We start from the raw sequence: 13,430 nt of genomic DNA, 5'->3' as shown, positions 1-13,430 counted from the left end.
CCAGCCGCAGTGCTGGGCGGCAGAACCGGGCGCGGAAACGCCGCTCGGCACGGTCCGGGGAGGTGGACCGTGCCGAGCGGGTCGGGGCGGGGTGGTGTCAGGCGGCCGTGCGCTGCCTGCGGCGCAGCGTCAGGTACGTGCCCGTGGCGCCGGCGGCCAGCAGGGCGCCCACGCCGAGGCTGACCGGAAGGGCCGGGAACTGGCCGGAGCCGGTCGTCGCGGCCGTGTTCACCATCGCCGGGCCCGGGGTGATGTGGGTGCTCACCGGGGAGACGTGGCGGATCGGGCCGATGTGCTTGACGGAGCCGTCCGAGTTCAGCAGCACCTGCTTGTTGTTGGGGTGCCGGAAGTCGAGCATGTTCGTCAGCGAGCCCGCGGTGGCGTCGAAGGAGTGGTCGCCGACGCGGCCGGTGTGCCAGTTGTCCTCGATGAAGCGGGTGATCGAGGACTGGTCGGTCTGGGTGTGGTCGACCTTGTTCACCTTGCTGTACGGCGAGATGACCAGCAGCGGCTGCCGGGTGCCGGGGCCGCAGCGGTCGGCGTAGCCGCCGGACGCGGCCGGGCCGGCCTGGCAGGCGGCACTGTCGAGGGCCTTGCCGTTGGAGCCGACCGTGGTGTCCTTGGAGCCGTTGCGGGGCTTGGCGTAGGCGTGGTCGTACCAGCCGTCGGAGTCGTCGTAGGCGACGACGATCGCGGTGGACTTCCACTGCGGCGAGCTCTGGATGGTGTTGATCTCGTTGACGAGGAAGTGCTGCTCGTCGGTCGGGTCGGAGTAGCCGGCGTGGCCGTCCTGGTACTCACCGGCCTTGAGGAAGCTGACGGCCGGCAGCTTGCCCGCCTTGGCGACCGCGGTGAAGTCGGTCAGGTCGTAGTTGTGGTTGGCCTGGCCGTTGTGGCCGATCTCGTTGACGTTCTTCGGCGCCAGGTGGTGCGGGTTGGACGTCGACTTGTAGTACGAGAACGGGTTGTGGTGCGGGCTGTAGTCGACCACGGAGGCGCCGCCGACGTTGGTGTGCGTGGTGTCGCACTTCGCGTAGGAGCCGGACGCGCCGTTGTAGGCCGTGGACGGGCGGAAGCCGCCCTGGAACCAGCCCCAGGTGACCTTCTTGGCGTTGAGCAGGTCACCGATGTTCCTGCCCTGCAGCGACGCCAGCGCGCTGGTGCTGGTGTGGTCCTTGTCGGAGCAGTCGTCGTAGGCCGGGTCGGGGTCGTTGACGACCGTGCCGACACCCTTGGCGTTCGGGGAGGCGATGGCGTACGAGTCCGGGGTCGACGTCTGCTTGCCGGTGACCGAGTCCACCGAGATCGCGCCGTGCGTCTGACCCGAGACCAGGTTGAGCGCGCCGGGCGTGGACGGGCCGTAGACCGAGCTGTAGGAGCGGTCGTTGAGGGCGTACTGCTGGGCGTAGTTCCACAGACCGGTGACGGTGTTGCCGTCGTAGTAGTCCATCACCAGGCCCGGCTCGCCGAACAGGCCGCCGCTGCACTTGTCGACCTCGGTGTTCTGCACGAACTGGTCGGCCCTGCCGCCGTCGTAGGCCAGCTGCTCGGGCCCATAGGAGTGGTTCTGGTCGCAGGTCATCGCCTGCGCCGGGGTGAGCCGCTTGGGCAGGTACTGGTTCGGGTTCTTCGTCAGCAGCCCGGCGTGCGCGAGGGTGTCGATGTCCTTCGGGGTCTTCTTGGACGCCGTGAACTTCGTGCCGTCGGTGTTCGCGGCCTTGGGGTAGGTCGCGAAGTAGTGGTCGAAGGAGATGTTCTCGTCGAACAGCACGACCACGTGCTTGATCGGGGTGGCGGTCGACGAGCCGCCGCTGTGCCCGGCGGGTACGGCGGCCCAGCTGGGCGCGGTACCCCCGAGGACCGTGAGTGCGGCGGCCCCCGCGAGAGCGCCGAGGCTCCTCATCGCCGTTCGTCTTCCTGTGCTGGCCATGCTGGTTCCCCTCCGGGCATGAACGTCACTGCGTCGTACAGGCAGGGATGCTTCGCTCGTTTGCGGGCGTTCCGGCGGAGTCATGATGGCGGGTGAATGAACACCGGGTCAGGGATGCTGGGGCAAATCTTGACTGTGTGTTGACTGTATGGGTTACGGAAATGCCCTGAAGTTGTTCGGACAAGCTCAGGTCAGCAAGGCGCGTCCGTACCAGTCGTTCCGGTCCCGCACGCCGGGCAGGGCGAAGAAGTAGCCGCCGCCGAACGGGGAGACGTAGTCGACCAGCGGCTCCCCGGCCAGCCGCCTCTGCACGGTCTCGAACTGCCGGGCCAGGTCCTGTTGGTAGCAGCTGAACAGCAGGCCCATGTCGAGGTTGCCGTTGCTGTCCATGCCCCGGTCGTAGTTGTAGGCACGGCGCAGGATCCGCTGGTCGGCGGTGGCCGTGGTGCGCGGGTCGGCCAGCCGGATGTGCGCGTCCAGCGGGATGACGTCACCCTTCGGGTCGTCGGCGTAGTCGGGCGTGTCGTGCTCGGCGTTCCCGTCCAGGGGCGCCCCGGACTCGCGTGAACGGCCGAACATCCGCTCCTGCTCGCTGAGCGAGACCCGGTCCCAGAACTCCACCAGCATCCGGATCAGCCGTACCACCTGGTAGCTGCCGCCGACCGCCCAGCCGGGTTCGCCGGAGTCCTCGCCGACCCACACCAGCCGGTCCATCTCCCGGGCGTCGGCGGTCTGCGGGTTGGCGGTGCCGTCCTTGAAGCCGAACATGTTGCGCGGGGTGCCGGTCGGGCGGGGCGGGCTGGTGAAGCCGTCCAGCCGCCAGCGGACCTGCATACCGCCCCGGGTGTGCCGGGCGATGTCGCGCAGCGCGTGCAGCACGGTGTCGGTGTCGTCCGCGTGCAACTGCAAACTGAGGTCGCCGTGGCACCACTCGGGCCGCAGGTCGTCGTCCGGGAAGGCCGGCATCGTCGTCAGCCGGCGCGGCCTCAGTCTCCCGAGCCCGTACCGGTCGTCGAAGAGCGAGCCGCCTACGCCGACGGTCACCGCCAGCGCACCCGACGGCAGTTGCTCACCGAGGACGCCCGAGTCGGCGGGCGGCCCGGTGACGCCGACCGGGTCCGGGGTGCCGCCCGAGGTGAGGAAACGGGCTCGTTCGGTGAGTGTGCGCAGCAGCTCGGTCAGGTCGGCGCGGCTCTCGGCGGTCACGTCGAAGGACGTGAACACGGTCGTCCGGCGGGGCGCGGCGATCGCGGACCGCTGGCGGACGCCGTGGAAGGGAGCGATCGCGGTCGTGGCGGCGGCGGCAGCGGTGGCGGTGTCCGTGGCGGGGGCGGCCGGGCCGCCGGCCGCCAGCCCCGCACCCGCCAGGGCCGCGCCGCGCAGGAACCCGCGGCGGCCCACTCCGCCCCGTCCGCTCGTCTCGTTCACGCTCATACCGTCCTCCGCGGATCGCACAGGGTCGCCACCGACGCCAGCCGCTCCACCAGGTCGCCGAGGACCGCGTCGACGTCCTCGCGCTGCCGGTGGCCGAGCTTGCCCAGGGGCGTCCAGGTGCCGCCGTGGCCGAAGCCGTCGAGGCTCGTGCCGGCCCGCTTCAGCTCGCTCTCAAGACCGGCCAGACCGGAGTACCGGCCGGCCAGCAGCGGGTGCAGCCGGGACATGACCTCCACCGTGCCGTCCAGGTTGGCGCGGGCGGTGGCGAGGTTGCTGCCGCTGCCGTAGTCGGTACGGCCGGTCAGCTCGAACTGCACCGTGTTCTCCAGGATCTCGTGCGCCCGCAGCCCCAGCTGGGCCGGGTCCATCCGGGTCTGCGCCCAGTCGTCGCGCAGCGCGGTGACCGCCTTCACCAGCGCGGCCGCCGGACCGCGCAGGCCGGCGGCGGACTCGCCGTGCCACAGCCCGTACTCGATGCGGTGGAAACCGGTGAAGTCCTTGTCGTGCACCCCGCCGGGCAGCCCCGCGTCCGTGCCGTTGATCGCGCCGTCGGCGTCGCCGAAGGCGTCGTACGCGGCGCCCAGCCGCTCGTACTCCAGATGCGCCGGCAGCCAGGCGGTGCGGGCGGCGGCGAGATCGCCGCGGTCGATCGCGGCCCGCAGGGTCGTCGTCAGCCGTACGACGTCGGACAGGCCGCCGCCCACCCACTTCTGGTAGGCGAGCGCCGGCGGGATCAGGTCGTGCTCGGTGACCGGGGCCGCGGCCGGGCCGCTGCGGCCCCTGGCGATGCGGACGGTCGGCCCGGTGACGGCGTCGGCGTCGTCGGGCACGCACTTGAACGCGTACGCGCCCTTGCCGAGCCGGACGGTCAGCTCCCGGGTCGTGCCCGGCCCGATGTCCTCCACCTCGCCGTACACGGCCTGGCTCTTCGGGTCCTCCAGGAGGACCTCGGCCGACCCGTCGGTCGGGTTGTGCAGGTCGAAGACCTGGACACCGGGCACCGGCGTGCTCCATCCGCGGCCGCAGCGGCTGGCGGACACCTCCACGGTGGTGTGCGGCAGCGCGGCCGGGGCGGCGTGTGCGGGGCGTGAGTCGTGCGTGAGCGCCAGAAACCCGGCCACCAGGCATACGACGGCGACACCGACGACCGCCCAGGGACGCAACGACCTCCAGCTGAGGCCGGACAACACCATCCCGAGCTCCCGGGGATTCGTACCGTTCGTGATCGCCTCATGTTAGGCAGCCCTTTGTACTCGAACGGCCGTCCAGGGAAACCCATGACCAAGAGTTCCCTGCGGGTTCACCGGACCTCCAGGGGACCCGCTCCGTCGGTACCGGCCGAATGGACCGGGCTCGGTGCCGGGCCGGTGATCGGCGAAGCGGTCGTATTCGCCACCTGGCAGGCGTACGCGCTCGGCCACGGCGAGCCGTGCCTGCTGTGGTCCTTCCTCGTGGTCGAGGCGGCCTTCGGCGTGGCCCGGCTGTGGCCGGGACGGTGGACCCCGAGGACGCGGCGGCCGCCGGGCACCGCCTGGTCTCCCCAGCGATGCGCGAAGGGCCGGTGTGTCAGGGACCGGACGGTCGCGAGATGATCGTCCGTGACCCACCCGTCCAGCGACCCCGGAAGGAACCGACGAGACCATGCGCCTCATCGTGGCCCGCGGCCCGGCGGAGGTGTCCGGATGACCGGCGCCGAGGAACACGTCCTGCTGCACGTCAGCGGACGGGCCGCGCACATCACGCTCAACCGGCCGAAGGCCATCAACGCGCTGTCGCACGCGATGGTGCGCCGCGTCGACGAGGCACTCACCGCCTGGGAGCACGACCCTGCCGTCCAGACCGTGGTCATCACCGGAGCAGGGGAGCGCGGCCTGTGCGCCGGGGGTGACATCCGTGCCGTCCACGACGACGCCCGGGACGGTGACGGGTCGGCCGCGGCCGCGTTCTGGCGGGACGAGTACCGGCTCAACGCGCGCATCGCCCGCTACCCGAAGCCGTATGTCGCGTTGATGGACGGGATCGTGATGGGCGGCGGCGTCGGCGTCTCGGCGCACGGCGGCGTCCGGATCGCCACCGAGCGGTCGCGGATCGCCATGCCGGAGACCGGGATCGGCTTCGTGCCCGACGTCGGCGGGACGTATCTGCTCGGCCGGGCGCCGGGCGAACTGGGCACCCATCTCGCGCTGACCGGCGGGCAGATCGGCGCCGCCGACGCCCTGCTGTGCGGACTCGCCGACCACTACATGCCGTCCGGCTCGCTCCCCGCGTTCGTCGCCGACCTCGCCGTCCTGCCCGTGCCCGAGGCGCTCGCCCGGCAGGTGCGGCAGGCGCCGGACGGGGAGTTGGCCGGGCACCGGGCGTGGATCGACGCCTGCTACCCGGCCGCCACGGTCGAGGAGATCGTCCAGCGGCTGCTCGCGCACGGCGACCCGGCGGCGAAGGAGACCGCGGACACCCTGCTGTCCAAGTCGCCCACCGCCCTGAAGGTCACGCTCCAGGCACTGCGCCGGGCCCGGCGCCTCGGCTCGCTGGAACACGTCCTGGACCAGGAGTTCCGCGTCTCCTGCGCGGCTCTCGCCACCCATGACCTGGTGGAGGGCATCCGAGCCCAGGTCGTCGACAAGGACCGCACCCCGCACTGGTCGCCGGCCACCCTCGCCGAGGTCACCGATGCCGTCGTCGACCGCTTCTTCGCCCCGCTCGGCGAGCGCGAACTGGGTCTGGCCCCGCCCGCCTGACCCGCCCGGGCGCCGCTCACCAGGGGCGAGATGAAGATCACGGCTGGTGAGGCGGTCTTGGCCGTGCCCCTGACACGCGGTACGGTCTGTCCGATATCGACGACGGCGAGACGGAAGCCGGTGGAAATCCGGAACGGTCGCGCCACTGTGTGCAAGAGCCCGAGGGCTGCTTGTGAGTCAGACCCGTGGCCGTCGTCCTGTGCACCACCGAGATGGGACGCGAACTCCCAGAGGAGGTCCTGCCATGGCGCAGACCGTCGCTCCGCCGACAGCCACCACCCCCGCCGTTCCCGCCAAGCTGCCGCTGTCCGCGATAGCTCCCTGGGCGGTCTTCTTCGGCATCCTGATGCTGGTCCTGCTCTACTTCGTCGGCGCCGAACAGGGCGCCACCTCCGTGTTCAGCGGCACGGACGTCCACGAGTGGGTGCACGACGCCCGCCACCTGCTCGGCTTCCCCTGCCACTGACGCGAGGGACGCCGTACCACCCATGAACTCCGCAACGGTCCGGAGCCTCCTGGTGCGGGGCATGCTGGCCGGTCTGGCCGCCGGTCTGCTCGCCCTCGTCGTCGCCTGGCTGCTCGGTGAGCCGAACGTCGACAAGGCGATCAGCTTCGAGGACGCCCACTCGCACGAGCACGAGATGGAGGTCGTCTCCCGCTCCCTGCAGTCCACCGCCGGCCTGGCCACCGGTGTCCTGGTCTACGGGGTCGCCTTCGGCGGCATCGCCGCCCTGGCCTACTCCTTCGCCCTCGGCCGCGTCGGCCGCTTCTCGCCACGGGCGACCGCGCTGCTGCTGTCCGGCTGCGCGCTCGTCGCCGTGTACGTGGTGCCGTTCCTGAAGTACCCGGCCAACCCGCCGTCGGTGGGCGACCCGGACACCATCGGCAAGCGGACCACGCTGTACTTCCTGATGATGCTGCTCAGCGTGCTTCTCGCGGTCGCCGCCACCATCCTCGGCAAGCGGCTCCGGCCACGGCTGGGCACCTGGTGGGCGACCGTGCTCGCGGTGGTCGCGTTCGGCGTCGTCATCGGGCTGGCGTACCAGTTCCTGCCGGTCGTCAACGAGGTGCCGAAGGACTTCCCGGCCACCCTGCTGTGGCGGTTCCGGCTCTCGGCGCTCGCCATCCAGGTGTCGCTGTGGGGCGGATTCGGCCTGCTGTTCGGCGAGTTGGCCGAGCGCGTCCTCAACCCGAAGCCGGCGAAGGCGCCGGCCGCCGCGCGCACGGCGCCCGCTCCACGCTGACCGGCACACCGAACGACACGCGAGGGCCCTCCGGATCCGTCCGGGGGCCCTCGCGCGTTCGCTCACCCGTCCCGCCCCGACGCGTCCGTCGACTCGGCCCGCACGTGCCGGTCTCAGGCCCCGACGGACGGTCCGACCCGCACGGACAGCTCGGTCGAGCCCTTGAGCGGCAGGGAGAGGGTGCGGAAGCCGTTGGCCGGGTCGCGGACGTAGTCCAGGTAGTCGGGCTCGGCGTTGTCGTTCATCACCAGCGCGCCCGGGCGCAGTTGAGGTGCGATGTTCTCCATGACCTGGCGGGCCAGCGAGGGGCCGGAGTCGACCGGCCACCCGTCGATGAGCGCGAAGTCGACGGGCCCGCCCAGGTCGCGCAGCGTCTCGCGGGCGTCCCCGATCCGGAGGTCCACCAGGTCGGCGAGGCCGGCCTCGGCGAGGTGGCCCAGGGCGGCGGCCGCCTTCTCCGGGACGATCTCGGAGCCGATCACCGTGCCGCCTCCGTTGTCCCGGACCGCGGTGGCGAAGTAGAGGGTGGAGACGCCCAGAGAGGTGGCGAACTCGACGACCCGGGTGGCGCCGACGGCCCGGCACAGCAGATAGATCAGGTCGCCCTGGGCGGGGTGGATGGAGAAGCCGACGTCGGTGAAGGCGTACGGATCCCGGGTGCCGCCGCGCGGCCCGCCTCCGGCGGGACGGCGGCGCTCGGCCTGGATCCGGTCGAGTACGGCCTGGACCCGGGGATCCTGCAAGGGACTGGTGGCGTGCTCGGTCGACATCCCGAACCCCTCGATTCCTGCGTCAATGTCATCGATACAGTCTGAGCAGTATCACGATATATCGATGCGGCGGGCTGTGGTCCTGGCGGGGTGATCTCCTCCGCAACCAATGCTTGCGGCCGGTACGCCGTCGTATCCTGCGGGCCGTGACGGAGACCTACGTACTGGACGGCACCGCGATCACGACCCTGGAGGACTTCTGGCGGGTGATCGGCGAAGCGGTCAACGGGCCCGGCGGCTACTTCGGCCGTAACCTCGACGCGTTCGCCGACTGCCTCAGCGGCGGCTTCGGCACGCCCGACGACCGCGACTTCGTCTTCGAGTGGCGCGACCACGACACGTCCCGTGCGTATCTGGGGCATGCGGAGACCGCCCGCCAGCTGGAGATCCGGCTGGCCCGCTGTCACCCGTCCAACCGCGCCGCAGTCGCCGCGGAGTTGGCCGAGGCCCGCGCCGGGCGCGGAGCCACCGTCTTCGACTGGCTGCTCGACATCTTCGAACAACGGGCCCCGAACGCGGTGAGACTGCTGTGAACCGGTCGTGAACCCACCGTGTCTTCGGCGCGCGACCGGCGCCGCACTCGCGTCCGCGGCCGCTGACAGGGAAAGATGGGCCGCGAGCGATCGATCAACGACTGCGGAGGAAGTGGACTCATGCCGGATGAGCGAGCGGGCCGGCCGGCGGCTCCGGAGGACCTCGTCGACGTGGCCCGGCTGGTCACGGCCTACTACGCACTGCACCCCGACCCGTCCGACCCGGGCCAGCGGGTGGCGTTCGGCACTTCGGGACACCGCGGATCGTCGCTGACGACCGCGTTCAACGAGGACCACATCGCGGCCACCAGCCAGGCCATCTGCGAGTACCGGAGCGGCCAGGGCACCGACGGCCCCCTCTTCCTGGGCGCCGACACCCACGCCCTGTCCGAGCCCGCCAAGGTCACCGCCCTTGAGGTCTTCGCCGCCAACGGCGTGACCGTCCTGATCGACAGCGCCGACGGCTACACCCCCACCCCCGCCGTCTCCCACGCCGTCCTCACCCACAACCGGGGCCGTACGGCCGGTCTCGCGGACGGGGTCGTGGTCACCCCCTCGCACAACCCGCCGGCCGACGGCGGCTTCAAGTACAACCCGCCCAGCGGTGGCCCCGCCGCATCCGACGCCACCTCCTGGATCCAGGACCGCGCCAACCAGATCATCGCCGGCGGGATGAAGGACGTACAGCGGATCCCGTACGAGCGCGCGCTCGCCGCCGCGGCCACCGGCCGGTACGACTTCATGGGCGTCTACGTCGACGACCTGCCCAGCGTCCTCGACCTCGACGCGGTCCGGGCGTCCGGACTGCGCATCGGCGCCGACCCGCTCGGCGGCGCCTCCGTCGCCTACTGGGGACGGATCGCCGAACGGCACAGCCTCGACCTCACCGTGGTCAACCCCTACACCGACCCCACCTGGCGGTTCATGACGCTGGACTGGGACGGCAAGATCCGCATGGACTGCTCGTCGCCGTACGCGATGGCCTCGCTCATCGAGAAGCGGACCGAGTTCCGCGTCGCCACCGGCAACGACGCCGACGCCGACCGGCACGGCATCGTCACCCGCGACGCCGGCCTGATGAACCCCAACCACTACCTCGCCGTCGCCATCTCCTACCTCTACCGCCACCGCGAGCAGTGGGCGGCCGGCGCCGGCATCGGCAAGACCCTGGTCTCCTCCTCGATGATCGACCGGGTCGCCGCCGACCTCGGCCGTCGGCTGGTCGAGGTCCCGGTCGGGTTCAAGTGGTTCGTGGACGGACTGGTCAGCGGTGCCATCGGGTTCGGCGGCGAGGAGTCGGCCGGCGCCTCCTTCCTGCGCCGGGACGGCTCCGTGTGGACCACCGACAAGGACGGCATCCTGCTCGCCCTGCTCGCCTCCGAGATCACGGCCGTGACGGACAAGACGCCGTCCGAGCACTACGCCGACCTCACCGCACGCTTCGGCGAACCCGCCTACGCCCGCATCGACGCCCCCGCCACCAGGGAGGAGAAGGCCCTCCTCGCCAAGCTCTCCCCGGCCCAGGTCACCGCGGAGACCCTGGCCGGCGAGGCGGTCACCGCGGTGCTCACGGAGGCACCGGGCAACGGCGCCGCGATCGGCGGCATCAAGGTGACCACGGAGAACGCCTGGTTCGCGGCCCGCCCGTCCGGCACCGAGGACGTCTACAAGATCTACGCCGAGTCCTTCCAGGGCCCCGACCACCTCGCCCGGGTGCAGGAGGAGGCCAAGGCGGTGGTGATGACCGCACTCGGCGGCTGACGCCTCGGCACCTCCGGAAGCTCCGCGACGGAGCGGTGGTCAACTCGCGTAGGCACGGCGGCGGGCACGGACCGGGGCCAGGTCCGCCGCGCCCCGGCCGGTGCCCACGGACGAGAGGTTCGCGGCCGGGTGAGCGGCGCGGTGAGCGCGCTCCGTGGCACGAGGCGGGCCACCGACCGCTGTCCGGGCCGGCGCGGCCCGCCCCGGCCACGGGTGCGGTGGGAGGAGCTCAGGGCGTCGGCGCAGAACGCGCGGCGCAGGTGACGTCCGCGGCCGGCAGCCGGCCGGTGGCGAGATACGCGTTGACCGTCGCGTCGACGCAGCCGCTGCCGTAGACCCCGAACACCGCGTGCTGGTCCGCACCGCGCAGGGTCACCAGCCGGGAGGCGGGCCAGTCGCGGTGCACCGCCTGGGCGCCCTCGTAGACGGTGCGAGGGTCGCCGGTCGCGTTGACGAGGAGGGCGGGCAGGTCGTCCCTGATGGTGGTCGGGCGTTCGCGCGGCGGGTCCCAGAAGGCGCACGGCCCGATGTTGTTGGTCACCGGCCCGAACAACGGGTCCTGCGCGCGGGCTAGTCGGACGTCACGCCAGTAGGTCTCCGGGTCGCGGGGCGCGCCCACGTCCCCGCAGAGGAAGGCCATCTGCACACTGCCGTACGCCGACTCGGAACCGGTCAGCATGAACCGGAGCGTGTCGGCGAGCCATGGACCCGGGTCGACCGGCCTGCCGTCGGCCGCGTCCCGCAGGTCGCGGACGGCCGCCGCGAAGTCGCCGTACGCCGCGTCGTTGTCCTGGGAGAGGCCGCTGAAGACGACCATCGGTGTGACGCTGTCGTCCACCCGGTAGCCACCGACCCGCAGCGGGGCGCGCTCGGCCGCGGCCTGGACCCGGTCCACGACCGCCAGTACCGCCTTCGGGCTACGGCCCAGGCCGTAAGTCGTGTCGCGGGCGGCGGCCCAGGCGGCCCAGTCCCGCAGTGCGTGCCGGTTGGCGGGCTCCGAGCCGCGCAGCAGGCGAGGGCTGTACCGGTCGGGGTCGGCCACCCCGTCCAGCACCACCCGGTCCGTGCGCTTCGGGAACATCGTGGTGTACACCTCGCCCAGGTAACTGCCGTACGAATAGCCGAGGTAGGAGATCCGCCGCTCACCGAGCGCCGCACGGATCACGTCCATGTCCCGCGCGGTGTTCCGGGTGGTGACGTACGGCAGGACGTCGCCCTCGTACTTCCGGCAGTCGCGGGCGAGTTCCTCGGCGAGGGCGGTCGAGCGGTCGAATCCGGCCCGGTCGTGACCCGGACCGCGGATCCCCGACCCCGTGGGCCAGTGGCAGTCCAGGGTCGTGCTGCGGCCGACGAAACGCGGGTCCACGCCGACCACGTCGTACCGCTTGCCCACGCCTTTCATCGCCTCCCGCACCCACGGCGGGTCACCGATCGTCTGCCCGCCGGGCCCGCCGCTGTTGAGCAGCAGCGCACCCACGCGGTGGGCGGTGTCGGTGGCCCTGATGCGGGAGACGGCGACGGTGACGGTACGGCCGCCCGGGTCGTCGTAGTCCAGCGGCACGGTGACGTCGGCGCAGCGGGCGCCCGCCTTCCGCAGCGCCTTGCCGGTGTCGTCGCCCGGGCCGAGCACACAGCTCTTCCAGGTGAGGCGCTGGTGGTGGTAGCGGGCCAGCGGGTCCGGGGCATGGGTGGCGGCCGGTGTGGTGCCGAGGGCCAGGGCACTCGCCAGGGCCAGGGCGGCCGTGGCCGCGAAGCCGGTCATGCGGAGCTCCTTTCGGTGGCGCAGACAGACGTGTCGATGAGGTTCTGGAAGTCCAGTTCGGCCTGGAGACTGTCCGGGACCCGGTTCAGGGCGACGGCCACGCTGTGCCCGCCGGGGCCGACGGCGACCAGCGCGCGATGCCCACCGGGCACGGTCCCGGCGTGCCCCCACCACACGCCGCCGCACGACAGCGGCGACGAGATCAGCCCCAGCCCGTACCGGGCACCGGGCCACAGCCGGTCCGGATCGGCGGCCACCGTCCGTTTCATCTCCGCCAGTCCGGCCGCGGGCAGCAGCCGGCCGCCGAGCAGCGCGGTGGCGAACCGGGTGAGATCGCCCTGCGTGGAGACGAGGGCACCGCCGACCCCGCCGAAGGTCATGTTCCAGTCGGTGCCGTCGACGCGCCGCCCGTCGGCGGACGTGAAATAGCTGTGGGAGTACGGCCCTTGGATGCGGGTCTCGTCCCCCGGCCAGTAGGTGTCGCGCAGCCCGAGAGGTCGCATCACCCGGCGGCTGATCTCGTCCTCGGGGCGGTGTCCGGTGACCTTCCGGACGAGCAGGCCCAGCACCAGGTAGTTGGTGGTGGCGTAGTGCCAGCGCCGTTGCGGGTGCGGGAGTTCGAGGGCTCGGGTGATCAACTCGCGCGGTGCGAAACGGCGGTACCGCACCCGGTCCGGGTGCTCCCACTCCGGTGCGTCGAGATGGTCGGGCAATCCGCTGGTGTGCCGCAGGAGTTGCCGCACGGTGATGCTCCGGCCGTCGTAGCCGTGGGCGTCGATCAGGCCGGGCAGGTAGTGGTCGACGGTGGCGTCGAGCGCGAGCCGGTGCTCCGCGGCGAGCTGCAGGACCACCGTCGCGGTGAACGTCTTGGTGACGCTGCCGACGCGCAGCCGGTCGGTGGTGTTCATCGGGCGGCCGGTGCGCAGGTCGGCCGTGCCGGCGGCCGCGGTCCAGCGCCCGCACGGGCCGTCGGCGAGGACCGAGGCGCCGGTGATGTGATCGTCGGTGGTCAGTTCGGTCAGTGCCCGGCGGACACCGGCGTGCGGGCCGCAGCGCTCGGCGAGCTGCGCAGGCGACGACCGTGCGACGGCCGCCGGTGCGGACGCCAGCACGAGCGCCGCCACCGATAACGCCAGGGCGGGCTTGAGGGAGAACGTTGCCATGTGCCCTCACGCTAGGCACGGACCGCCCCGCGATCACTCCGGTGGGCTGCCGCATCCAGCCGGGGGTCAGCCCCCGTCGGAGCCTGCGGCGAACC

12 protein-coding genes and 1 riboswitch are annotated in these 13,430 nt (G+C 72.0%); of the genes, 6 read left to right on the top strand and 6 right to left on the bottom strand.

Features of this window, described 5'->3' with window-relative positions; genetic code table 11:
- Positions 1-97: 97 nt before the first annotated feature.
- The 3 genes from OHB00_RS04360 to OHB00_RS04350 all read right to left on the bottom strand — a co-directional run bounded on the left by OHB00_RS04360 (position 98) and on the right by OHB00_RS04350 (position 4,557).
- Entirely contained in the window at positions 98-1,903 is a 1,806-nt protein-coding gene (locus OHB00_RS04360; RefSeq protein WP_406431405.1) for a phospholipase C, read from the bottom strand.
- Positions 1,904-2,116: 213 nt separating this feature from the next.
- Positions 2,117-3,364, bottom strand: a complete 1,248-nt coding sequence (efeB, locus tag OHB00_RS04355; protein WP_406431403.1) for an iron uptake transporter deferrochelatase/peroxidase subunit — start codon at positions 3,362-3,364, stop codon at positions 2,117-2,119.
- Positions 3,361-4,557, bottom strand: coding sequence for an EfeM/EfeO family lipoprotein (locus OHB00_RS04350; RefSeq protein ID WP_406431401.1), 1,197 nt, complete (start codon positions 4,555-4,557; stop codon positions 3,361-3,363). The genes efeB and OHB00_RS04350 overlap by 4 nt, the downstream gene beginning before the upstream one ends.
- Positions 4,558-4,641: 84 nt before the next feature.
- On the opposite strand from OHB00_RS04350, the gene OHB00_RS04345 reads away from it, so the two are divergent.
- The 4 genes from OHB00_RS04345 to OHB00_RS04330 all read left to right on the top strand — a co-directional run bounded on the left by OHB00_RS04345 (position 4,642) and on the right by OHB00_RS04330 (position 7,346).
- A complete protein-coding gene (locus OHB00_RS04345) occupies positions 4,642-4,956 on the top strand; it encodes a hypothetical protein (RefSeq protein ID WP_406431399.1) in 315 nt (104 codons plus the stop codon).
- A gap of 90 nt (positions 4,957-5,046) precedes the next feature.
- Complete coding sequence (locus tag OHB00_RS04340; RefSeq protein WP_406431397.1) at positions 5,047-6,102, top strand: enoyl-CoA hydratase/isomerase family protein; 1,056 nt, start codon at positions 5,047-5,049, stop codon at positions 6,100-6,102.
- A 66-nt stretch (positions 6,103-6,168) separates the two neighbouring features.
- Positions 6,169-6,310: riboswitch (cobalamin riboswitch) on the top strand.
- A 36-nt stretch (positions 6,311-6,346) separates the two neighbouring features.
- Entirely contained in the window at positions 6,347-6,568 is a 222-nt protein-coding gene (locus OHB00_RS04335; protein WP_365805408.1) for a CbtB-domain containing protein, read from the top strand.
- Positions 6,569-6,590: 22 nt separating this feature from the next.
- Positions 6,591-7,346, top strand: coding sequence for a CbtA family protein (locus tag OHB00_RS04330; RefSeq protein WP_406431394.1), 756 nt, complete (start codon positions 6,591-6,593; stop codon positions 7,344-7,346).
- A 113-nt stretch (positions 7,347-7,459) separates the two neighbouring features.
- Here the strand turns inward: OHB00_RS04330 and OHB00_RS04325 are convergent, their stop codons facing one another.
- The gene (locus OHB00_RS04325) at positions 7,460-8,116 is read right to left on the bottom strand and encodes an O-methyltransferase (RefSeq protein WP_406431392.1); all 657 of its coding nucleotides are present in this window, start codon (positions 8,114-8,116) and stop codon (positions 7,460-7,462) included.
- 146 nt (positions 8,117-8,262) lie between these two features.
- On the opposite strand from OHB00_RS04325, the gene OHB00_RS04320 reads away from it, so the two are divergent.
- Both OHB00_RS04320 and pgm read left to right on the top strand, forming a co-directional pair.
- On the top strand, positions 8,263-8,649 hold the full coding sequence (locus OHB00_RS04320) for a barstar family protein (RefSeq protein WP_406431390.1): 387 nt from the start codon (positions 8,263-8,265) through the stop codon (positions 8,647-8,649).
- Positions 8,650-8,769: 120 nt separating this feature from the next.
- The gene (gene pgm / locus OHB00_RS04315; RefSeq protein WP_406431388.1) at positions 8,770-10,410 is read left to right on the top strand and encodes a phosphoglucomutase (alpha-D-glucose-1,6-bisphosphate-dependent); all 1,641 of its coding nucleotides are present in this window, start codon (positions 8,770-8,772) and stop codon (positions 10,408-10,410) included.
- A 229-nt stretch (positions 10,411-10,639) separates the two neighbouring features.
- On the opposite strand, the gene OHB00_RS04310 is transcribed toward pgm, so the two are convergent.
- Complete coding sequence (locus tag OHB00_RS04310; protein WP_406431386.1) at positions 10,640-12,172, bottom strand: alpha/beta hydrolase; 1,533 nt, start codon at positions 12,170-12,172, stop codon at positions 10,640-10,642.
- Positions 12,169-13,335 carry a serine hydrolase domain-containing protein gene (locus OHB00_RS04305; RefSeq protein ID WP_406431384.1) on the bottom strand — a complete coding sequence of 389 codons (1,167 nt, stop codon included), beginning with the start codon at positions 13,333-13,335 and terminating at the stop codon, positions 12,169-12,171. Before OHB00_RS04305 ends, OHB00_RS04310 begins: the two co-directional genes overlap by 4 nt.
- Positions 13,336-13,430 lie beyond the last annotated feature (95 nt).

This window comes from Streptomyces sp. NBC_00631, from assembly GCF_045206895.1.
In the GTDB taxonomy this organism is placed as follows: Bacteria; Actinomycetota; Actinomycetes; order Streptomycetales; family Streptomycetaceae; genus Streptomyces.
The sequence above is the reverse complement of the archived record's forward strand: the minus strand, read 5'-3'. Positions and strand labels throughout refer to the sequence as shown.

Bases quoted from the DNA above. Each gene is read 5' to 3' on its own strand.
- OHB00_RS04360 (WP_406431405.1), bottom strand. From the start codon at position 1,903: ATGAGGAGCCTCGGCGCTCTCGCGGGGGCCGCCGCACTCACGGTCCTC.
- efeB (WP_406431403.1), bottom strand. From the start codon at position 3,364: ATGAGCGTGAACGAGACGAGCGGACGGGGCGGAGTGGGCCGCCGCGGG.
- OHB00_RS04350 (WP_406431401.1), bottom strand. From the start codon at position 4,557: ATGGTGTTGTCCGGCCTCAGCTGGAGGTCGTTGCGTCCCTGGGCGGTC.
- OHB00_RS04345 (WP_406431399.1), top strand. From the start codon at position 4,642: ATGACCAAGAGTTCCCTGCGGGTTCACCGGACCTCCAGGGGACCCGCT.
- OHB00_RS04340 (WP_406431397.1), top strand. From the start codon at position 5,047: ATGACCGGCGCCGAGGAACACGTCCTGCTGCACGTCAGCGGACGGGCC.
- OHB00_RS04335 (WP_365805408.1), top strand. From the start codon at position 6,347: ATGGCGCAGACCGTCGCTCCGCCGACAGCCACCACCCCCGCCGTTCCC.
- OHB00_RS04330 (WP_406431394.1), top strand. From the start codon at position 6,591: ATGAACTCCGCAACGGTCCGGAGCCTCCTGGTGCGGGGCATGCTGGCC.
- OHB00_RS04325 (WP_406431392.1), bottom strand. From the start codon at position 8,116: ATGTCGACCGAGCACGCCACCAGTCCCTTGCAGGATCCCCGGGTCCAG.
- pgm (WP_406431388.1), top strand. From the start codon at position 8,770: ATGCCGGATGAGCGAGCGGGCCGGCCGGCGGCTCCGGAGGACCTCGTC.
- OHB00_RS04310 (WP_406431386.1), bottom strand. From the start codon at position 12,172: ATGACCGGCTTCGCGGCCACGGCCGCCCTGGCCCTGGCGAGTGCCCTG.
- OHB00_RS04305 (WP_406431384.1), bottom strand. From the start codon at position 13,335: ATGGCAACGTTCTCCCTCAAGCCCGCCCTGGCGTTATCGGTGGCGGCG.